This window comes from Planococcus sp. BI3, from assembly GCF_056680115.1.
Window position 1 is genome coordinate 3,031,603 of the sequence record NZ_CM155266.1, and the last position, 20,277, is coordinate 3,051,879.

A 20,277-nucleotide genomic window follows, 5' to 3' on the forward strand; every position below is an offset into this window, starting at 1 on the left:
GGTGTTACCGTGAAGACTCAACAATCGACCGATTATGAAACCGACGTGGTGATCATCGGTGCCGGGAACGCGGCGATGTGCGCGGCGCTTTCCGCTCAGGAACAGGGGGCGCGCGTCATCGTGCTGGAAAAATCGCCGGAACAGCAAAAAGGCGGCAACACCACCTATACGCACGGTTCCATCCGCTTTGCCTATAGGGGTGTGGAGGATATCCAGGTAATCATCCCGGAACTGGACGAAGAGGAATTGAAGACGGTTGATTTCGGCAGCTACAGTGAAGAGCAGTATTACGACGATATGTGCCGGATGACCAATTATAAAACGGATCCGGAGCTGGCTTCTCTGCTGACTGGCGAAAGCTTCGAAACCATGAAATGGCTGACGGGCCATGACATCAAATTCATTCCCATATATGGGCGGCAGGCGTTCAAGGTCGACGGCATCTTCAAGTTCTGGGGCGGCATGATCCTGGAATCGGTCGGCGGGGGCCATGGCTTGGTGGAAGCTCTGCATAAGCGGGCCAGCAATCTTGGTGTACAGATCCTCTACCGGACGATGGCGATCAGCCTTCTGCAGGATGACGACGGCGTGCAGGGAGTCATCGTCAAGGAGCAGGGGAAAACGAAGCTGATCCGGGCGAAGTCAGTAGTGATTGCTTCCGGCGGCTTCCATGCCAATATCGAAATGCGCACCAAATACCTCGGCCCAAAATGGGATACGGTACATACGAGAGGCAGCCGCTACAATACCGGCGAAGGGATTCAGATGGCCTTGGATATCGGGGCACTGTCCTCCGGCAACTGGTCGATGGCGCATGCCGTGACAGGCGACCGCTACTTGCCTGATTTTGAGGAAGGGTTCCAGCGGCTGAGTTATCCATTCGGTGTCATCGTCAATACCGATGGCCAGCGTTTTCTGGACGAGGGCGCGGATTTCCGGAATTACACCTATGCCAAATACGGGCGGCGCATCCTGGAACAAAAAGACGGCTGTGCGTGGCAGGTCTTTGATAGAAAAGTGGCGCATTTGCTGCGTGAAGAATATAAAGGCAGGCAAGTGACGAAAGTCAAAGCCAATACACTCGAAGAACTTGCAGAGAAAATGGAAGGCATCAACAAGGCCAAATTCCTTCAGGAAATTGATGCATACAACGAAGCGATTAACCAAGCAGTGCCGTTCAATCCGAATGAAAAAGACGGACGCGGCACCACTGGATTGGCTGTTGATAAAAGCAACTGGGCGAATACGCTCGATACCGCTCCATTTGAAGCCTATGCCGTCACCTGTGGCATCACGTTCACGTTCGGCGGCTTGAAAATCAACGAACAAGCTGAAGTGCAAAACACCATGTACGAAAAAATCAATGGCTTGTACGCAGCAGGTGAAGCGGCGGGCGGGCTGTTCTACGAAAATTATCCTGGAGGCGCTGGCTTGATGGCGGGTGCTGTATTCGGGAAAATTGCGGGACAGCAGGCAGGCAAATTTGCTAGCTGGACTGCTGTGGAACAGGTTTAGAGTATGGGATTGCAGAGTCATAGAGTGATTTGGATCAAATCTTATGGAAAAGCCCTTTGCCAGGAGTCGGCGAAGGGCTTTTGGCTGTCTTTATATACAGGCAGTTTGGATTTGTGGGCGTTTAAATAAATTTGTGGTCGCTCAGCCGAATTTACAGTCGTTCAAAAGAATTTACAACCGTTCATTCCAATTTGCAGTCGTTCAAAAAGATTTGCAACCGTTCAGCCAGAATTCGCTTCGCGCTTACTGCTATGCGCATAGATGCGAGGCGGAGTTTCAGAGGAAATCTGGATAATCTCAAAAGGACAATCCAACCTGGATTGCCCTTTTTCACGTTCTCAAGAACTTTCGGATCTCTTCATAGGTTTCCTCAGGCGCCTCTTCCGCAAGATAGTGCCCGCAGTCAATGCCGCGACCTGTTACCTCATCCGCCCAGTCTTTCCAGACAGCCAGCACATCATACCAGTTCGGCAAAGCCCCTTTTTCACCCCATAGGACAAGGACCGGGCAAGCGATTTTTTTGGTTCCCCGGTCGGCTTCGTCCAGTTCGGAATCGATTGTCGCTGCGGCCCGGTAATCCTCGCACATGGCATGGATCGTTCCAGGGTTATGGATGGCGCGCCAATATTCCGTGAGCGCTTCAGGATGGAACAGATGGCGCGTGCCCTGGAAGTAGAAGTTATCGGGATTCTGTCCAATTACCCGTTCTGGAAAGTCAAAAGGCTGGGCGAGAAAAAACCAATGCCAATACCCCATGGCAAAATCCTTGTCGGCTCTTCTGAAGGTTTCGCCGGTCGGGATGATGTCCATGACAGCGAGCTTTTCCACCGCTTCCGGATAGTCGAGCGCCAAGCGGTATGCGCACCGTGCACCACGGTCGTGCCCGACAACAGCAAAGCGGGAAAATCCGAGCTGTTTCATGACCGCTATTTGGTCTTCCGCCATACTTCGTTTGGAATAAGTTGAATGGTCAGGGCTGGATTCGGGCTTGGAACTGTCTCCATATCCACGCAGGTCAGGCAACACCACGGTATAGTCCTTTGCCAGCCGTGGAGCCAGTTCATGCCACATCATATGGGTTTGCGGATGGCCGTGGAGCAGAAGCAGCGGCGGCCCTTGTCCTCCGTAGCGCAGAAAAATTTCTGCTTCGCCTGTATCGATTGCCGTTGACTGAAAACCTTCAAGCAACATAAGCTCACTCCTCTCGTTTAGTCTTTCTGATTCCCTGAAAAAGACTTTCTGAACCACTCTAAAAAGCGTTTTTGTTGAGGAGAAAGGGGTACTTAGTAAGCAATAAAGAGAAACTTCGAATTTGGCGCCCTTTGGCGAAAAACTTCCAGCTGCATCCAATACACCTCTGCCTGAGGGAACAGCGATGTCCGAAATGTCCATAATTCATTGAAACAGCAGTTCCGAAGATGGAGCCGGCAGTAAGTGCCGGTTTAATGCTAGGAGGGATTCACATGTCTACTGAAAAAATATATGCAGGATTGACGATCGTCGTTACCGGAACTTCGAGCGGAATCGGCAAAGGCGTGGCCCAGCAGCTGGCGGCAGAAGGGGCCAACGTCGTCCTGGCAGCGCGCCGCACAAAGGAAATTGAAGCATTGGCAGAAGCGTGCGGACCCAATGCAATTGCGGTGACGACTGACGTCAGTCGGGAAGAGGACGTCGCAAAACTATTTGAAACGACGATGGGCGTTTTCAGCAGCATCGATGTCTGGATCAATAACGCGGGCATCGGAACATACGGTTCCTTCACCGATACGCCGTTGAGGGACTTGAACCGGACGGTGGAAATCAATTTCCTGGGCACCATCTACGGCAGCCATTATGCGTTGAATCAATTCAAGAAGCAGCGGTACGGAACGTTGATCAATGTTTCTTCGTTCGCCAGTAAAACACCGATGCCTTTTGGCGCCGCGTATACGGGCAGCAAATACGGAATTTCGGGTTTGAGCAATGGCCTGCATCAGGAAATGAGGATGGACGGTTTTGATGACATCCATGTCTGTTCGGTGGATCCGTGGGTGACAGATACGCCTTGGACACAGCATGCCGGCAATTACAGTGGCCATGAAATCATTGTGGGACCGGCGGATGACCCGCAGAAAGTGGTTGACGAGATCATCGGGTTGATTGATAATCCCAAAAAAGTGGTGGAAATCGGTGCCAAGTCCAAAGGCATCGCGGTTGCAGGTGCGCTGATTCCAAAGGCAACAAAAGGATTGACGGGACGTTCGCTGCTGAAAATGATCCAGGAAGCACCTCCTGCTCCGCCGACATCCGGAAGTCTTTATGATCCGCGGCCAGAAGGGACAGAGGTATCAGGAAATCTAAGGGAACGGCTGAAAGCCAAAGAATGACCGAATGCAGAAGCAAGGAGGAATAGGAAATGGCAAAAAAGAAATCCCATGAAGGAATGACCGTAGTGATCACTGGTGCTTCCAGCGGATTCGGAAAAGGTGTAGCAAGGGAGCTGGCAGCACAGGGGGCTCACCTGGTCTTGGCTGCGCGCCGGACTGGGCTGCTTGAAAAGCTGGCAGAGGAATTGGGGCCGAATGCAATTGCGGTGACGACGGATGTCAGCCAGGAAGAGCAGGTGGCGCGTCTTTTTGAAGCAGCGCTTGACCGGTTCGGCAAAATAGATGTCTGGATCAATAATGCCGGTGTTGGCGCAATTGGACCCTTCACCGAAATCCCAATCAAGGATTTGGCGCGGGTGGTCGATATCAATGTCAAAGGAACCATCAATGGCAGCCATTTTGCGTTGCGCCATTTCAAAGAAACGAAACGCGGTACGCTCATCAATATAGGCTCTATTACGAGTGAAATCGCTTTTCCCTATTACACCGGATACAGCGCCAGCAAACATGCGGTATTGGGACTCAGCTCGGCGCTGAACGAAGAAGTGAAGCTGGAAGGCTTTGAGGATATTCATGTCTGCACGGTGCTGCCATGGGCGACGGATACGCCTTGGTTTGAACATACGGGAAATTACACAGGGCATGCCGCGGAAATGAAACCGATGGACGATCCGGCAATTGTCGTTGAGGCCATCATCGGGTTGATCGATAAGCCACAGGAAACTGTCGCGGTCGGTGCCAAATCGAAAGCATCGGTCGTTTCCAGCCACATCCTTCCGGGTGCCACAGAAAAATTAAACGCCAAATTTGTCCAAAAGGTCATAGAAGATGCGCCGCCAGCTGGACCGACCAATGGCAGCCTCTACATTCCGATGGAAAAAGGGACAGAAGTGGAAGGCGGGATTCGGGAACGGATGAAAAAGGAATAGGCAGGATCGTTTGAAATAAATCAAGTGTCCATAGAAGAATAGTTGGTTGAAAAAGGCAGTCTCCGTCTGAGACTGCCTTTTTTCTAGTTTGAACAGAAGCTGCTACTGGATTTAATGGATGGGTATATTTTCTATCATTTACATTATTATTCCAGTGTGTTTGAATAGAAACAATAGATAAAAAGGTGGGAATTAAATTGAACAAGACAGAGAACTATGAAAGCATAAATCCATTTACCGCAATTTGGACACGCCCCCGAGCTGTCGTCCGCTACGTCATCGAAGAAAAGTCATCCGGCTTTATTTTTCTGCTAATCGTACTTGCAGGCTTTAGTGCCGGACTGCTAAGCAGCCTGGATTCTGAGCAGGCGTTTCCGGTCTTGGGGCTGTTGCTGTTAGCCCTTTTCTTCGGACCGATTGGCGTCGTAGTCAGCACGGCCCTTGGTGCAGGCATTTATCTTCTTTTGGGTAAGCTGTTTAAAGGGCAATCAACCTATACAGATATGTTCCGGGCAGTACTGGCAGGACAGATTCCGCAAATCTGGCTCATTCCAGTTTTCATTTTGTGGATATTGCTATTTCCGGAAACCTATTTTCTGCAGCAGGATGAAGTGCCATTCACAGCTTCTGATTCACTTTCACTGATTTTTCTTCTTATTTTAGGAATCGTCTCTATCTGGACTTTCATTATTCAGTGCAAGGCAATAGGGGAAGCGCACAGGTTTTCTGCATGGAAGGGATTTTTCATCATCCTCATTCCTACGGTATTGGTAGTCGCCGTCATTGTCGGACTGTTTATTTTGTTCTTTAGTATGTTGCTTCCTGCTATGGGTGGCGGCTTCTAAAAAATTAGACCTTTTTGCTTGAAATATGAATGGCGCTTTGGAGAAGGATTTTTATAGTTTTTCTTAAAGCGTTCAGCAAAAACAAGGCAGCCTTTCCGGCTGCCTTGTTTTTGTTTATGATCCATCTGCTTTACGGACAACTCCATTTTCTTCTACATCCGCCACTTCCCGGCGGACGGTTTCATTGATGACCTGGACGTCCTTGACTTTGCGTTTGCCGATGACGATTTCTTCACGAATTACTTTCTTTTTTCCGATATCCAGCCGTTCTTCGGAAAGCGGGATATAGATGGCATCGCCTTTTTCATAGGCTTGTTTCGGTGTCAGCACCTGTTCGTCTGTTACCGTATCCGTTCCTGGAGAAAGGGTACGCCGCTCGATGGTGATTTCTTCCCGTTCCACAGGTACCTGAATTTCTTTGTCCTCTTCCACCAGCTGCTTCTGGACATGGACTTCGCCTGTCTGCACCTGCTCTTTTTCGATGTTCAGCCGTTCTTCATGAAGAACGAGGCTTTGTTCTTCGGCATCAGAAAGAGGTGCCGGAACACTTTGGGCATCTGGCTGGGATGCTGTCTCGGATTGAGGGGCAGCTGCAGGTGCTTCACGGGTATAGAGAAGAAGCTTGCCGCTATCGACCTGCAGGAAGTAATAATCCGTTTCTTCCGCATCTAATCCCATTCGGTTAAAGGCATCTTTCGTGATGTCTTCTCCGGCTAAAAAAGCGATGACTTTGCCTTTGAAATTATCCCGATCCTGTGTGTCGACATGGACAGAAGTGTGGGCGATCAGCAAATTGATCTGTTCGTCGTGCTTCGCTACCATATACAGTTCCTCTTCTTCGTATCCTGCTGCTTTTAATTCGCCGATTTTGATCAATACCTGCGCTTGCGCATCAAAAAGGCCGACAAGTTTGTTTCCTTTTTTCTCCATGCTTAATCCCTCCATGTCAGTTGCACCAATTAACTTCGTTAAAGTTCATTTACCCTCAGCCGTGCAACGGGTAAACCTTAGGAAACAAGGCAGAAAAAAAGGCGCCTCCGGATACGACCTTCCGGAGGCGCCTTTTGCTGCCTGTTAAAATGATTTGCGCTCATCTTTTTTGTGTTTTACCTGCTCATCGATATCCGCTTCTTCGCGGCGCACCGTCTCATTCACAACTTCGGTATCCTGGACTTTGCGCTTGCCAACGACAATTTCTTCGCTGACGACGTTTTTCTTGCTGACTTCGACCCGTTCTTCGGAAAGCGGGATGTGAATGGTTTCCCCGTCTTCGTAAGCGTCTTTATCTGTAAAGCCGCGATCTGTGGAGCGGGCTTCCTCGTTTACCGGCCGGCGCTCTATATAAACCTCTTCGCGTTCCACCGGCACTTCGATGGTCTGCTGCTCTTCTACAACATGCTTGCCGACGTTCACTTCGCCTGTCTGCACGCGTTCTTTATCAACATTCAAGCGCTCTTCGTGAAGGCGCAGATGTTCTTCTTCATTGTGGCTGCCGGACGTGGTTGTATTTGCTGTTCCGGTGCTTTCCTGAGTGCCTGTATATGGTTTGTAGGACGTACCATAGTCACTATTGACATAGAGCACGAGCTTGCCGTTTTCCACTTGGCGGTAATAATCATCCGCTTCGCTGGCGCCTAATCCCATTTGTGTAAAGGCGTCCCGAGTGGAATCCTCTCCGGAAATAAAGGATTTGAATTTGCCCATCATATTATCGTCTTCCTGTGTAGTCAAATGAACATCTGTTTGGCCCTGGACCATGGATAATTGCTCGTCATGCTTCGCAATTACATACATATCCTCTTCCTTATAGCCTTGTGCTTTCAACTCACTGATTTTATGCAAAACCTCTGCTTGTACATCATATGCTTGAATAAATGTTGTGTTTTTGTTTGTCATGTCCAATTCCTCCTAATAGTGATGGATCACCTGTAAAGTAAGGTAATCATAATCTACCCCCTTGTTTTTCGGGGTAAACGCATTTTTTTTCGGAGAAGTGCAAAAAGAATTTTCCTTCTTAAATTTTACGCAACCTGCAAAGAGCAATAGAAATCCCGGTGCAATAGACAATGGAGCATAGATCCAATGGCAAAAAAAATAGAGAGGAGCCTATTATTTTTCCCTGCAGAGATTATTTCAGAAGCTTGAAAAATAAAGGCTTGCTTTCCTCCTTTTTCTTTTATACAATATAAAGCGTAATCATTACTATTTAAGAAAAAAAGAAAAGGAGGAGTGCCATCATGGATAAACGTATTCCGGTCACGGTGCTGAGCGGCTATCTCGGAGCGGGCAAGACGACTTTGCTCAATCATTTGCTTCAGAACCGGGAAAACCTGAAAGTCGCAGTTATCGTCAATGATATGAGTGAAGTGAATATAGATGCTGCTCTGATCCAGCAAGGAGGCTTTTCTCAAACCGAGGAGAAGCTTATCCAAATGCAGAATGGCTGCATCTGCTGTACGTTGAGAGAAGATTTGATGCTGGAAGTTGAGAAGCTGGTGAAGCTTGGAGATCTCGACTGCATTGTTATTGAATCGTCGGGAATCAGTGAACCGCTGCCGGTGGCACAGACCTTTACATATCAAGACGAAGAGCTAGGAATCGATTTAACGGAGATTTGCCGGTTGGATACGTTGGTTACCGTCGTGGATGGTTATGCTTTTTGGAAGGATTTTTCATCAGGAGAGTCGCTGCTGGAAAGAAGCCAAGAGGCGACTGCACAAGATGTCCGCGAAATTTCAGATTTGCTGATCGATCAGATTGAGTTTGCCAACGTCATCCTGGTCAATAAAATGGATCTGGTGGCGCCGCAAGAACAAAGCCGATTGAAGGAGCTGCTTGCAGCCCTGAATCCGGATGCGCAAATCATCGAAACGATGCATTCCAAAGTGGCGTTGGACAAAGTAGTGAATACGGGGTTATTCGACTTTGAAAAATCAAGCCAAAGCGCGGGCTGGGTCAAGGAGTTGAATGAAGAGCATGTTCCTGAATCCGAGGAATATGGCATTGCTTCATTTGTTTACCGCAGCCAGAAAGCGTTTCATCCGGAACGGCTGATGGATTGGATTAAGGAATGGCCGGTGGAAGCCGTCCGCGCCAAAGGGTTTTTATGGCTGGCGACAAGAAGCGAGTCAGCTATCCTGCTGTCGCAGGCCGGACCGTCACTAGGCATTGAGCATGCGGGCCAATGGGATCTGGAAAATGGCGTGAAAATGACCGAGCTGGTATTCATTGGCATTGATATGGATCAGGCTGACATTGTCAGCGGGCTCGATTTTTGTTTACTGACAGACGATGAGGCAGGACGGGATTGGACAACATTCCACGATCCGCTGCCAGGATTTCATTTACTTGAGGAGGGAAAACGATGAGAGTCAATATCACGTTGGCATGCACAGAAACAGGGGATCGGAATTACAGCACGACAAAAAACAAGCGGACAAACCCGGAACGCATTGAAATGAAAAAATACAGCCCGCGTCTGAAGAAAGTTACGCTTCACCGGGAGACAAAATAATTTTTTTGTGAAATATAAATCGTAATAATTACTTTTAAGGGGTGTTGAAATGGCTAAGAAATCAAAAGTTGCGCGTCATCATAAGCAACAGGCGCTGGTTGCACAATACGCGGAGCTGCGGCAAGAACTCAAAGAAAAGGGAGATTTTCAGGCATTGGCTGATTTGCCGAAAGATTCATCTCCGGTTCGCCTGAACAATCGATGCGGCGTGACTGGCAGACCGCGCGGCTTTATGCGCAAGTTCGGCATGTCGCGCATTGTCTTCCGCGACCTGGCCCATAAAGGCCAGGTTCCAGGTGTTAAAAAAGCCAGTTGGTAAAGCGGCTTTTCGAGTTTTTCTTTCTATAAGAAGTTGAAAAGCAGATTCGCAGTTCTGACTCAAATGGATCGTTTCATACTAGCAACGGGCAGCAGACTTTGGTCTGCTGTTCTTTTAGTTGGATAAAAAAGCTGATTCAAAAGAATAGGTTTTGATGACGGATGAAAATTTTCAAATAATCTTCGTTAAAGCCAATCTAATGATGCTATCATAAGGTTATATTTTACTTTTATATAATATTTTTTTATTTTAATAAACAATTTTTAGGAGGTAAGTGGGACAATGGGGAATGATATTCTAAAGCGCAATAATGTCCGCATCACAGGGCAAGGTGAAAAAAACATCTTATTTGGGCACGGCTTCGGATGTGATCAGCAGGTTTGGAACGGCACCATCAAAGACTTTAGAGCGGATTACCGGGTCATCACATTCGACTATGTCGGTTCGGGCAACAGTGATAAGGCGGCTTATTCAGAAGAACGCTACAGCACGCTGGATGGCTACAAGCAGGACCTGCTGGAAGTCTGTGATGCGTTGGGGATTGAGCAGATGATTTTTGTCGGCCATTCGGTCAGTGCTATGATCGGCATGCTCGCTTCAATTGAGCGTCCGGAATTGATGGAAAAAATGATCATGATCGGACCTTCACCTTACTATATGAATGAACCGGGCTATCATGGCGGATTTGAACGCGCCGATATCGATGAACTATTGGATATGATGGAAACCAATTATAAGGAATGGGCCAAGTACCTGGCGCCTGTCGTTATGCAAAATGAGGAGCGTCCTCAGCTTACGGAAGATTTTGAACAGCTGCTGTGTTCCAATGACCCACTGATTGCGCGGCAATTTGCTGAAGTGACGTTCACTTCAGATCTCCGTGGAAAATTGGATCAAGTAACCGTACCTGCGTTGATTCTTCAACCGAAGTTTGACGCGATTGCTCCGCCGGAAGTTGGGCACTATGTCCACGACCATATCCCAGGCAGCCAAATGATTATGATGGAAGCAGTTGGCCATAATCCACATCTAAGTGATTCAGGGGAAACGGTGAAACACATCAAAGCATACCTGGCAAAGTAGGGGAGTGGAAACAATGGAACAGCAACTCGATAGGGCGCCTTGCGGTTATTTGGTTCTGGACCAGGAATTGCGTATCGTCGAAATGAATAAAACGCTGCAGAACATGACAGGGATAAAACATCCGCAGCATATGCATGATTTACTGACAATCGCGTCACGGGTTTATTTCCAGACCTACTTTACTCCATCCATTAAGATGCACGGGACTGTCAACGAGATGTTTTTGAGCTTGAAAAGCGATGCGGGTCCAATGCCGGTGCTGATGAATACGACCGAACAGGATGGTTTCTACGAATGCGCTTTGATTCAGATGAGTGTCCGGGGAGAATATGAAAAGGAATTGCTGCTGGCCAAGCGCAATGCCGAGCAGATCAACCGTGAGACAGCGGAAGCTTATGAAAAATTGCAGACTTTGATGAGTGAAGTGGAATGCAAGCAGGAGGAGCTGATGGAGCTTAACCTGAAACTGCAGCAATTGGCTACTACCGATCAGCTGACGGGCTTGAAAAACCGCCGCTACCTGGAAGAATGGCTGCAAGAGCTTTTATCGCAGGCGGAAGACGGCAGAAAAGTGGCTGTTCTGATTTTGGATATCGATCATTTTAAACAAGTCAATGATACATATGGCCATCAGGCGGGGGATGCCGTACTGCAGGAGTTGGCCTGGCGTCTGGAAATGGAAGTTGGAACTGCGGGCATCGTGGTGCGGCTTGGTGGAGAAGAGTTTGTGGTGGTCATGCCGGATGCCGGGATTGAGGAAAGCCTGAAGCTCGGCAATCTATTGTGCAGCCACATGGAAGCTGCTGATTGGCAGCATGTGCCTGTCACCGTCAGCATTGGCGCCGCAGCCTACACCGCTGGAGATGGAGTGGAAAGTCTGCTGTCGCGGGCGGATGGATTCCTCTATAAGGCTAAGGCCAATGGCAGAAACTGTGTGTTTGGAAGTGATTAAAAGCTGGGCTGTGCATCCGTTTTTAGACGGATGTATTTTTATGCGAAAAAATCATTACAATCAACGGCTTAACGGCTATAATGATGGCATATGAAAATATCTTCACTTTTGGAGGTTCCGATGGAAAAAAACAATCGTTTGCTGGGTGAACGGGTTTTGCTGGATAAAGAATTAATCGCTCAATTGATCCATGAGGAAGCGGTCAAAGAGGCTCCACAAGATCAGCTTCAAATGAACAAGGCCTTTATCGATATCGTCACTAAAGTTCGAACCGGTTTTGTAGAGTTGATTGGAGAATCAATCAGCAATAGTTGTGATGTACAAAAAGTCTATAAGAACATTCAGGATTGGGGAGAAGCAACGGGCAACTTTTTTCTGGAAAACGGCAGAGCGCTTGAAGATGCGTTAGCGGAAACATCGCTTTACCGAAAACATATCGGAGCCGTCATAAAAACGGAAGCGATCCGAAAAGAAATGGCGCTTCAAAGTCTTTTTGATGTCATGGAATTTTTTCATTCTATCCTGGATTACGCGGCTTATTCCTATACACAAGCCTACACGGTTTCTTATCAGCGGAAATTGAAGTCAGCAAGAAAGGAGTTCCTGGAACTTTCTGCACCGGTCGTACCCGTCAGTGACGAGATTGCCATTTTACCTTTAGTCGGCAGCATTGAAATTGATCGGGCACGCTATATTCTGGAACAGACGCTGCTGTCGGCAAATGAGTTGAAAATCAAAGTGTTGATCGTAGACCTATCGGGAGTCGTGCGGGTGGATTCCATGGTGGCTGAGCAGATCATCAAAATCATCCGTTCGCTGAAGCTGGTCGGTGTCCGTTCGATTCTTACCGGCATCCGTCCAGAAATTGCCCGGACGCTGACTGAAATCGGAGTTGGGTTGAATGACTTGGAAATCGGCGGCAGCTTGAAGCGTGTTCTCGAACAGATGAAGATCAATTGACGTGAAAAAACGCTGAAGCCCATAGCTTCAGCGTTTTTTCACGTCATGTGTCTAGTTGGTCATGGCTTCTGAATGGAGATCAGGCAGAGACTTGCACAATGTCAGGGTTTCTTCTTCAGTCAATGGGATCATCGGTAAGCGAACGCCGCCAACCTCGACGCCTGCCATATTAAGTGCAGCTTTGATAGGAGATGGATTTGGTGCAGCGAACACGGCTTTCATTGTTGGCACTAACCGCCGGTGAATGGCTGCCGCTGTTTTCACATCACCCGTTTTGAAGCTGGTGATCATGTCCTGCATATCGTTGCCGATAATATGCGCAGATACTGAGACGATGCCCGTGCCGCCGATTGACAGCATCGGCAAGGTCAGGCTGTCGTCTCCGCTGTAGACAGAAAATGTGTCCGGTGTTTTTTCGATGATTTCTGCAGCTGCGTCCAAGTCTCCACTCGCTTCTTTGACAGAAACGATATTGTCGATCTTGGACAGGCGAATGATTGTCTCTGGAGACATGTTGACCACGCTGCGGCCTGGGATGTTATACAGCATGACCGGCAAGCTTGTGGACTGGGCGATTGCCTGAAAATGCTGGAACATGCCTTCTTGTGAAGGTTTGTTGTAATATGGCGTGACCAGCATAATGCCGTCAACGCCGGTTTCTTCCGCCTGTCTCGTCAAGGAAATGGAAGCACGTGTATTGTTGGAACCGGTTCCTGCAATCACCGGAATCCGTCCGGCGACTATGTGGACGGTAAACTGAAACAGTTCAACTTTTTCCTCTGCCGATAAGGTTGGAGATTCACCAGTGGTCCCTGCAACGACAAGGCCGTCTGAACCGTTTGCAATCAAATGCTCTATCAGTTTCTGTGTTGCCGGAAAATCGATTTCTCCATGTTGATCGAATGGCGTCACCATTGCTGTAATTACTTGGCCGAAATTCATACAGAACACACCCTTTTCTAATTTTTTTCGGAGCTTAGAGGTGAGGGGCCAATCAGGAAGGAACAAAAAAAGCAGCAACGAGGGGTCCCGTTGCTGCAGTAGAAACAATGTTTACCATTCGTTCCTGTGCATCAGATAGCCCTCCATATAGTTTCCTATATGACAGTCCTGCACTTATTGAATGCAGACCCAGTGTACGGAAATATGAGATTTCCGCCACTTCGGCAAAGACCCCTTTCAGCAAACGTCAATGGAGCTCATACTCCTCGTTTTGCATACTGATGGTTTTTGCGCCTCTATCCTACTCCATATAAGCTGGAGCAAGAAATATTTAATTAGCTGTACTATAACAAATTTCTCTGTCAATTGCAAGATGAAAAACGTAAAATCTTATGGAAAGGGAGGGATCCGGATGAACGAACAGGCCTATGAACACCGGTTCAATATTGCAACGGCAGGAAATCAGCGGGGCTTCACGGATTCCTTGCATCATAACCGTTACGAGCCGACTCCTTATGGACTGTTGGACAGGCTATTCGAGAATTACAGCCTGACTCCTGAAGACCGGCTGGTGGATGTGGGTTGCGGAAAAGGCCGCCTGAATTTTTATGTCCATCACCTATTCGGTGCAGAAAGTGCCGGGATTGAGATGAACCCGGTCTTTTATGCGGAAGCCATTAACAATAAAAAACAGTATATGAAAAAACATAAAGGTGCTGAACGCAGCATCGGCTTCTATAATTGCCTGGCACAGGACTACCCGATAGCAGGGCGGGACAATAAATTTTATTTCTTCAATCCTTTTTCTGTGCAAGTATTCATCACTTTTATAAATCGAGTTATGCGTTCGGCTGAAGAGGATCCGCGAATGGTAGAGGTGATCCTGTTTTTCGCTTCACAGGATTATACTGATTTCCTCGAAAACAGCACCATCTTTCAGTTAGTGCAGGAAATTCCGTTGCCGGATTTCCACAGAGATCCAAGGGAACGATTTTTAATTTACCGACTGCCCAGAATGGATTAGAAACAAGGTGTTAATGGGTATGCTTAAAAGAAAAAACATTATAAAGCGAGGGACCCTATATGGAATGGAAAGGCAGAAAAGCCAGCAGAAATGTTGAAGACCGAAGAGGAAAAGGAAAAGGCGGCGCGATGGTTGCAGGAGGCGGCATCGGAGGCATCCTGATTGTGCTGCTGGTGGCGTTTTTGGGCGGTGACCCGGGCGTCATCCTTGATCAACTGGGTGGAGGGTCCACGGATACAACATCCAATCAGCCTTATGAAGCGACGCAAGAAGAAGAAGAGTTGGCTGAATTCGTATCGGTCGTCTTGGCCGATACCGAGGAAGTCTGGACAGAAGTGTTTGCAGAGGAAGGCATGGAGTATGTTGAACCGACGCTCGTCCTGTACACCGGAAGCGTCGAATCGGCATGTGGAACGGCAGGAGCAGCAGTCGGTCCGTTCTATTGTCCCGGCGACTACAAGCTGTACATCGATTTGAGCTTCTACAATGAATTGCAGAACCAGTTTCAGGCACCGGGCGACTTTGCCATGGCCTATGTAGTGGCGCATGAAGTGGGGCATCATGTCCAAAACCTGCTCGGCGTTATGGAAGAAGTGCAGCCTCTCCGCAACCAATTAAGCGAAGAAGAATACAATAAAGTACAGGTTCGCCTGGAACTTCAGGCGGATTATTTATCCGGTGTCTGGGCACATCACGCCCAAGGAATGGGCTATTTGGAGGAAGGCGACCTGGAAGAAGCGTTGACAGCGGCAAGCGCGGTGGGAGACGACACCATCCAGCAGCGCTCACGCGGCTATGTCGTCCCGGAAAGTTTCACCCATGGCAGTTCCGAACAGCGCCAGCGCTGGTTCTATAAAGGCTTCCAGGCGGGCAATCTCAAAGAAGGCGACACCTTCAATGCGACCGATTTATGACCCCAAACCGTTTTTTGGCAGAAATCCAAGGGTGCGGAATTGATATTTTCGCTGTTGTGATTCATTATAAAGAATAGACAGTCTTTTCATCTTTGATTGAGAAGAAATTCAGTTCTATGAAGGAAGTACAACATGACGGAAGATAATATTACACGCATAGAATACGGTGAAAAAGAATTGATCCTGATCGGCACCGCACACGTTTCCAAAGTCAGTGCAGAGCAGGTGAAAGCAGTCATTGAAGCCGAGCAGCCGGATTCGGTATGCATCGAATTGGATGCGCAGCGCTATGAATCGGTTACACAGGGCAGCAAATGGAAAGAAACAGATATTTTTAAAGTGATTAAGGACAAGAAAGCCAGTCTGCTGTTGATGAACCTGGCGATTTCGTCGTTCCAGAACCGCCTGGCCGATCAGTTTGGCATCAAGCCTGGGCAGGAAATGATCCAGGGAATTGCCTCAGCCAAAGAAGCCGGTGCAGAACTGGTGCTGGCTGACCGCAATATTCAGGTGACTTTTTCACGCATCTGGGGAAATATCGGGTTTATGGGCAAAGCACAGCTTTTGACTTCGGTCTTTTTCAGCATCTTCAGCAAAGAGACGATTTCGGAAGAGGACTTGGAGAAGATGAAATCACAGGATACCCTGAATGCAGTCATGAATGATTTCACCCAGTCTTTCCCTAAATTGAAAGAACCGCTGATCGATGAACGGGATCAGTACCTGGCACAGAAAATAAAAGAAGCGCCAGGCAAAAAAATCGTTGCAGTCCTCGGTGCAGCCCATATTCCAGGAATCATCAAGGAAGTCCACAACGAACACAACCTGGAAGAGTTATCAAAAATTCCGCCGAAATCAAAATGGCCGAAAATCATCGGCTGGGCGATTCCGTTGGTGCTTGTGGCGATGATTGCCGTCACCTTCATGAATAACCCGGCAGCCGGCATTGATCAGACCATCAGCTGGGTTTTATGGACGGCTTGTCTTGGTGCTATTGGTGCTGCTGCAGCATTTGGCCATCCACTCGCCATCCTGACAGCTTTCGTGGGAGGACCGATCGGCGCCTTGCATCCGCTCTTGGCGGCAGGCTGGTTTTCCGGACTCGCGCAAGCGTATATCCGCCGGCCGAATGTTGGGGATTTCCAGACTCTATCGAAAGACGTCTTTACCCTTAAAGGATTCTGGGACAATAAAGTCACGCGTGTCTTATTGGTGGTTGTTTTGACCAATGTGGGGACCGCGGCCGGCAATGTCATTGGCGGCATAGATGTCATCCGTTTGTTCTTCCAAAATCTATAGGTGAATTTTTAAGCGGACAGCGAAATTTGGCTGTCCGTTTTTTCTATATTTGTGATGTTTACTATTTAAAAAGGGTATAGAAGACTAACAGGTTCATAAAAATAAGGAGGCGCTTTACGGTGGGCTTATTTCTGATGGGGATTTTACTTTGGTCTCTGGTCATTGCTGCAGTTGTGCTGGCGTTTATCGGTCTTTGGAAACGGTCTTGGAAAGCACTTGTTTGGAGCGGGGCCGCTTTGCTTCTGCCCGCGCTTCTCATCTCCATGGATGGCCAAGGAATTTGGTTCCGCTTGGCTATACTTGTGCCGTTGCTCCTGTTTGTTGCCGCTTTTCTGATGAAACAGCAAAAAATGCAGAGTTTGTAGAACCGGATGAAAATTTCATCCGGTTTTTCTGTGCATTATGCTAGCGTTTCCAAAAGACAGGTTATACAATTATTATACAAAAAGCAAAGGGGCAAAGCCGATGAATTATCTATTGGAGCGCAGCAAATTATTTATTTTCTTGATTTTGATCTTTTCGATTATAGGGGCATACACCTTCCTGACTTTGCCTCAACGTGAAATCCCGGAAACGCCTTCAAGCCTGGTGTTGGTTTCAACGATCCTGCCAGGAGCGGGACCGGAAGAAGTGGAGACTTCCATCACCAATCCACTGGAACGTGAAATCCAGAAAGTGGACGGGATCGTCTCCATGCAGTCCATCTCCTCCAATTCTGCTTCCATCATCACATTGGAGATTGAGGATGGAGAAAATCCGGATGAACTGATCAACAGCATCCAGCAGCAGACGAGCAGTGCGGCTTCCGGATTTCCTGATACCGCGCAGGAACCGACAGTAGAAAAACTGGACCTGACTTTCCCGTTGGTCTCCTATATGTTCTATGGGGATGAAGAGGAACTGGCGACTATGGATAATGCGTTATCCGATCTGTCAGATCGAGTAGAAGCCGTTTCGGGTGTTGCCGGAACGACTGTTAAAGGGCTGAACACGCAGCAAGTGCTGATTGAATTGGACAGTGAAGAACTGGCGGCGAATAACCTGCAGCCGTTCGAGGTGCTTGAATCGCTTCGGCAGGCAAACCAGCCCCTATCACTCGGAACCCATGACAATGGCAACGAACAAGTGGCCTTGACCATTCAGCAAGAAGAAGGCATCGAAAAGCTGGAACAGCTGCTGGTCGGCGGTTCGGCGGTTCCGCTTGCTGACGTGGCGACCATTGAAACCGTGGACCAGGAAACTGTAGATATCGTCACCTTTGAAGGCGAACCTGCGATTTCTTATACGGTCTTTTTGCAGACGGAGCAGGACGTTCCTTCTGTAGACGGCAATGTTTCAGAAGTGATTGAGGCGTTTAAGGAAACCTTGCCGGCAGGTGTGCAGGCAGAAAAGTACGAATCCCAAGCGGATAATGTCAACACGATCTTTGATAGCTTGTACGTTTCACTGGCCATCGCAGTGCTGGCAGTATTAATTGTCACCACAGCCGGCCTGACTTTATTTGGCGCTTTTGCAGTTGCGTTGACCGTGTTGGCATCCGTATTGATCGGCATGATTCCGATTCCGTTCATGGGTGTCGATTTAAACCAAATTTCGGTCATCGGCCTCATCATTGCCATCGGGATTCTGGTTGATGACAGCATCGTGGTCAACGACAATATCCAGCGGCGCTATAAATTAGGGGATTCTCCGCTAAACGGAGCCATCACCGGCGTCCGCGAAGTGTATCCGTCGATCATCTCTTCCAGTTTGGCGATTGTCGTGACGTTTTCGCCCCTGCTGCTGTTGTCAGGCGGCAACGGGGCATTCATCAAAGCCTTGCCAAGTATTCTAATCACCACCATTTTGGCGTCAACGGTGCTGTCGATTACGCTGGTGCCGATGATGCAATACTTGAAAACAAAAAGAAAATCGAAGAAAATTTCGGACACTCCCGGATTTTTAGGGAAACCACTTGAGAAAATAGCGTTGTTCTATTCCAATAAAGTCTTGCGCGGCGTCTTGAAGCGCCCGCTTCTTGTAGGCGTTGGCGGTTTGTTGGTAGCGACGGGGTTATTGTCCCTTGCGCTCTTTACACCATTTGAATTTTTCCCGGCAGCTGACCGCGAAGAAGTGACGATGGATGTCCGCCTTGCAGAAGGCACCACCATTGAAGAAACGAACGCATTCTTGACGGACTTGACTGAACAGGTCGCTTCAGAAGATGGCACCGTTGCGGAAACAGCCGTTTTCGCCGGCGAAGGTTTGCCGAACCTGTTCTCAGCCTCGATGGATAATACCGGCGGCAATACTGGCCAGGTGGCGTTCCGGATCGACCGCGCAAGCACGACAGCTGCAGATTTTATCAGCAGATGGCAGCCAGAGCTGCGCGAGCGTTTCCCGGAGGCTGAAATCTTCCTGGATACGATTGTCCAAGGGCCGCCCGTTGGCGCTCCGGTCACCGCCGACATCAAAGGTGAGGACATTGAAGAATTAGAGTCGCTTCGTGATGTGCTGAAAGAGCAGATGCTTGAAAACGGGGCAACAATCGTCACGGACAATCTGGGGGATCCGGTGCCGGCTATCGAATACGTGCCGAATCAAGATGCCCTGCAGACAAATAATATAGCACTGGGCACAGTAACCAATCAGCTGCAGCTTCTGACGCAGGGTGTTCCGCTTTACACCATCTATGAAAGTCAGATGCCTTACGAAGTGTATCTGAAACAATCAGGCATTGAAGACGGAGAACCGATTGACTTGTCTCAGTTTGATGTTCCTTCACTCACTGAACAAGGGCCGCCGCAATTGGTGCCGATGGATGAATTGCTGACAGCTGAAGAAACAGATCGATTGGCGCAGATTCCGCATAAGCAGGCTGATCGTTCCATTACGCTTCGTGCATTCGGCGAAGTGGATGACTTTGAAAACAAAATGCTGGATGTAGTGGATGCTGAACGTGATTCCTTGCCGGAAGGCTATGAATTATCGACTGGCGGCGAAAATTCGGATCAGGAAGCGTTCTTTGCAGAAATCGGCGTGCTGTTCCTGGTTGTGCTCCTGTTGGTCTACTTGGTTATCGCTTTCCAGTTTAAATCATTCAGCTTGCCATTCCTTGTGTTGATTGCTGTTTATCTGGGCATTTCCGGTGCGATTCTCGGCTTGTTCCTGACGCAGACGCCGCTCAGCTTCCTGGGTGTCATGGGAATCGTTTCCTTGACGGGGATTGTTGTTCGAAACGCGGTCGTACTCATCGACTTTGTGGAAGTGCGCCGCCTGTCGGGTGACTTTGATATTAAAGAAGCCATCATCGAATCAGGCTATGCCCGCATCAAACCGATTTTGTTGACTACGATTACGTCGATTATTGCACTCGTGCCGGTCGCTCTGTCGGGGGATCCGTTATTTGAACCATTGGCGGTGACCATCATTGCCGGATTGGCGTTCTCAAGCTTGTTCACCTTGGTGATGATCCCATCCTTGTACTTGGTGTTCTATCGTGTGAACCGCCGCAGAAATCAAGTTACAGAATAACACTGGACTGCGCTGCCTTCGGGCTGCGCAGTTTTATTTGGATGGGTGAATATTTGGAAAGCGAAAGGGTAAGCAATAAAGTAAAGACGGTCGTAGGGGGAA

The 20,277-nt window shown here is 48.5% G+C and carries 19 protein-coding genes and 1 riboswitch; of the genes, 15 read left to right on the forward strand and 4 right to left on the reverse strand.

The window, feature by feature from the left end; genetic code table 11:
- The first annotated feature begins 9 nt into the window (after positions 1-9).
- A complete protein-coding gene (gene tcuA / locus AC1MEO_RS15210) occupies positions 10-1,515 on the forward strand; it encodes an FAD-dependent tricarballylate dehydrogenase TcuA (protein WP_480331778.1) in 1,506 nt (501 codons plus the stop codon).
- A gap of 330 nt (positions 1,516-1,845) precedes the next feature.
- Here the strand turns inward: tcuA and AC1MEO_RS15215 are convergent, their stop codons facing one another.
- Entirely contained in the window at positions 1,846-2,706 is an 861-nt protein-coding gene (locus tag AC1MEO_RS15215; RefSeq protein WP_480331779.1) for an alpha/beta fold hydrolase, read from the reverse strand.
- Positions 2,707-2,978: 272 nt separating this feature from the next.
- Here AC1MEO_RS15215 and AC1MEO_RS15220 point away from each other — a divergent pair, with 272 nt between their 5' ends.
- From AC1MEO_RS15220 to AC1MEO_RS15230, 3 genes are all read left to right on the forward strand, one after another.
- Positions 2,979-3,881, forward strand: a complete 903-nt coding sequence (locus AC1MEO_RS15220) for an SDR family NAD(P)-dependent oxidoreductase (protein WP_480331781.1) — start codon at positions 2,979-2,981, stop codon at positions 3,879-3,881.
- A 29-nt stretch (positions 3,882-3,910) separates the two neighbouring features.
- Complete coding sequence (locus tag AC1MEO_RS15225) at positions 3,911-4,810, forward strand: SDR family NAD(P)-dependent oxidoreductase (protein ID WP_480331783.1); 900 nt, start codon at positions 3,911-3,913, stop codon at positions 4,808-4,810.
- A 197-nt stretch (positions 4,811-5,007) separates the two neighbouring features.
- The gene (locus AC1MEO_RS15230) at positions 5,008-5,655 is read left to right on the forward strand and encodes a Yip1 family protein (RefSeq protein ID WP_480331785.1); all 648 of its coding nucleotides are present in this window, start codon (positions 5,008-5,010) and stop codon (positions 5,653-5,655) included.
- Between the two features lie 114 nt (positions 5,656-5,769).
- Here the strand turns inward: AC1MEO_RS15230 and AC1MEO_RS15235 are convergent, their stop codons facing one another.
- Together AC1MEO_RS15235 and AC1MEO_RS15240 are read right to left on the reverse strand one after the other, a co-directional pair.
- Positions 5,770-6,585, reverse strand: a complete 816-nt coding sequence (locus AC1MEO_RS15235; RefSeq protein ID WP_480331787.1) for a DUF2382 domain-containing protein — start codon at positions 6,583-6,585, stop codon at positions 5,770-5,772.
- A 144-nt stretch (positions 6,586-6,729) separates the two neighbouring features.
- On the reverse strand, positions 6,730-7,551 hold the full coding sequence (locus AC1MEO_RS15240; RefSeq protein WP_480331789.1) for a YsnF/AvaK domain-containing protein: 822 nt from the start codon (positions 7,549-7,551) through the stop codon (positions 6,730-6,732).
- A 341-nt stretch (positions 7,552-7,892) separates the two neighbouring features.
- On the opposite strand from AC1MEO_RS15240, the gene AC1MEO_RS15245 reads away from it, so the two are divergent.
- The 6 genes from AC1MEO_RS15245 (at position 7,893) to AC1MEO_RS15270 (ending at position 12,483) form a co-directional block, all read left to right on the forward strand.
- Positions 7,893-9,023, forward strand: coding sequence for a GTP-binding protein (locus AC1MEO_RS15245; protein WP_480331791.1), 1,131 nt, complete (start codon positions 7,893-7,895; stop codon positions 9,021-9,023).
- Complete coding sequence (gene rpmG / locus AC1MEO_RS15250; RefSeq protein ID WP_480331792.1) at positions 9,020-9,169, forward strand: 50S ribosomal protein L33; 150 nt, start codon at positions 9,020-9,022, stop codon at positions 9,167-9,169. Before AC1MEO_RS15245 ends, rpmG begins: the two co-directional genes overlap by 4 nt.
- A gap of 49 nt (positions 9,170-9,218) precedes the next feature.
- The gene (rpsN, locus tag AC1MEO_RS15255) at positions 9,219-9,488 is read left to right on the forward strand and encodes a 30S ribosomal protein S14 (protein WP_480331794.1); all 270 of its coding nucleotides are present in this window, start codon (positions 9,219-9,221) and stop codon (positions 9,486-9,488) included.
- A 282-nt stretch (positions 9,489-9,770) separates the two neighbouring features.
- A complete protein-coding gene (locus AC1MEO_RS15260; protein ID WP_480331796.1) occupies positions 9,771-10,571 on the forward strand; it encodes an alpha/beta fold hydrolase in 801 nt (266 codons plus the stop codon).
- Between the two features lie 13 nt (positions 10,572-10,584).
- Positions 10,585-11,523: a GGDEF domain-containing protein gene (locus AC1MEO_RS15265; RefSeq protein ID WP_480331799.1), complete on the forward strand. Its 939-nt coding sequence runs from the start codon at positions 10,585-10,587 to the stop codon at positions 11,521-11,523.
- A 120-nt stretch (positions 11,524-11,643) separates the two neighbouring features.
- Positions 11,644-12,483 (forward strand): STAS domain-containing protein, encoded by an 840-nt coding sequence (locus tag AC1MEO_RS15270; protein ID WP_480331801.1) that lies wholly within the window; start codon positions 11,644-11,646, stop codon positions 12,481-12,483.
- A gap of 51 nt (positions 12,484-12,534) precedes the next feature.
- Here the strand turns inward: AC1MEO_RS15270 and dapA are convergent, their stop codons facing one another.
- On the reverse strand, positions 12,535-13,425 hold the full coding sequence (gene dapA, locus AC1MEO_RS15275; protein ID WP_480331803.1) for a 4-hydroxy-tetrahydrodipicolinate synthase: 891 nt from the start codon (positions 13,423-13,425) through the stop codon (positions 12,535-12,537).
- Positions 13,426-13,553: 128 nt separating this feature from the next.
- A riboswitch (Lysine riboswitch) is annotated at positions 13,554-13,732 on the reverse strand.
- Between the two features lie 105 nt (positions 13,733-13,837).
- On the opposite strand from dapA, the gene AC1MEO_RS15280 reads away from it, so the two are divergent.
- The 5 genes from AC1MEO_RS15280 (at position 13,838) to AC1MEO_RS15300 (ending at position 20,175) form a co-directional block, all read left to right on the forward strand.
- A complete protein-coding gene (locus AC1MEO_RS15280; RefSeq protein WP_480331805.1) occupies positions 13,838-14,449 on the forward strand; it encodes an SAM-dependent methyltransferase in 612 nt (203 codons plus the stop codon).
- Between the two features lie 59 nt (positions 14,450-14,508).
- Positions 14,509-15,363, forward strand: coding sequence for a KPN_02809 family neutral zinc metallopeptidase (ypfJ, locus tag AC1MEO_RS15285; protein WP_480331806.1), 855 nt, complete (start codon positions 14,509-14,511; stop codon positions 15,361-15,363).
- A 132-nt stretch (positions 15,364-15,495) separates the two neighbouring features.
- Positions 15,496-16,662: a TraB/GumN family protein gene (locus AC1MEO_RS15290; RefSeq protein WP_480331808.1), complete on the forward strand. Its 1,167-nt coding sequence runs from the start codon at positions 15,496-15,498 to the stop codon at positions 16,660-16,662.
- Positions 16,663-16,781: 119 nt separating this feature from the next.
- Positions 16,782-17,027 carry a hypothetical protein gene (locus AC1MEO_RS15295; protein ID WP_480331809.1) on the forward strand — a complete coding sequence of 82 codons (246 nt, stop codon included), beginning with the start codon at positions 16,782-16,784 and terminating at the stop codon, positions 17,025-17,027.
- A 100-nt stretch (positions 17,028-17,127) separates the two neighbouring features.
- A complete protein-coding gene (locus tag AC1MEO_RS15300) occupies positions 17,128-20,175 on the forward strand; it encodes an efflux RND transporter permease subunit (protein WP_480331810.1) in 3,048 nt (1,015 codons plus the stop codon).
- Positions 20,176-20,277 lie beyond the last annotated feature (102 nt).

Excerpts from the sequence above, each read along its gene's own strand:
- AC1MEO_RS15215 (WP_480331779.1), bottom strand. The coding sequence starts at position 2,706 with ATGTTGCTTGAAGGTTTTCAGTCAACGGCAATCGATACAGGCGAAGCA.
- AC1MEO_RS15220 (WP_480331781.1), top strand. The coding sequence starts at position 2,979 with ATGTCTACTGAAAAAATATATGCAGGATTGACGATCGTCGTTACCGGA.
- AC1MEO_RS15225 (WP_480331783.1), top strand. The coding sequence starts at position 3,911 with ATGGCAAAAAAGAAATCCCATGAAGGAATGACCGTAGTGATCACTGGT.
- AC1MEO_RS15235 (WP_480331787.1), bottom strand. The coding sequence starts at position 6,585 with ATGGAGAAAAAAGGAAACAAACTTGTCGGCCTTTTTGATGCGCAAGCG.
- AC1MEO_RS15240 (WP_480331789.1), bottom strand. The coding sequence starts at position 7,551 with ATGACAAACAAAAACACAACATTTATTCAAGCATATGATGTACAAGCA.
- AC1MEO_RS15245 (WP_480331791.1), top strand. The coding sequence starts at position 7,893 with ATGGATAAACGTATTCCGGTCACGGTGCTGAGCGGCTATCTCGGAGCG.
- rpmG (WP_480331792.1), top strand. The coding sequence starts at position 9,020 with ATGAGAGTCAATATCACGTTGGCATGCACAGAAACAGGGGATCGGAAT.
- rpsN (WP_480331794.1), top strand. The coding sequence starts at position 9,219 with ATGGCTAAGAAATCAAAAGTTGCGCGTCATCATAAGCAACAGGCGCTG.
- AC1MEO_RS15260 (WP_480331796.1), top strand. The coding sequence starts at position 9,771 with ATGGGGAATGATATTCTAAAGCGCAATAATGTCCGCATCACAGGGCAA.
- AC1MEO_RS15265 (WP_480331799.1), top strand. The coding sequence starts at position 10,585 with ATGGAACAGCAACTCGATAGGGCGCCTTGCGGTTATTTGGTTCTGGAC.
- AC1MEO_RS15270 (WP_480331801.1), top strand. The coding sequence starts at position 11,644 with ATGGAAAAAAACAATCGTTTGCTGGGTGAACGGGTTTTGCTGGATAAA.
- dapA (WP_480331803.1), bottom strand. The coding sequence starts at position 13,425 with ATGAATTTCGGCCAAGTAATTACAGCAATGGTGACGCCATTCGATCAA.
- AC1MEO_RS15280 (WP_480331805.1), top strand. The coding sequence starts at position 13,838 with ATGAACGAACAGGCCTATGAACACCGGTTCAATATTGCAACGGCAGGA.
- ypfJ (WP_480331806.1), top strand. The coding sequence starts at position 14,509 with ATGGAATGGAAAGGCAGAAAAGCCAGCAGAAATGTTGAAGACCGAAGA.
- AC1MEO_RS15290 (WP_480331808.1), top strand. The coding sequence starts at position 15,496 with ATGACGGAAGATAATATTACACGCATAGAATACGGTGAAAAAGAATTG.
- AC1MEO_RS15300 (WP_480331810.1), top strand. The coding sequence starts at position 17,128 with ATGAATTATCTATTGGAGCGCAGCAAATTATTTATTTTCTTGATTTTG.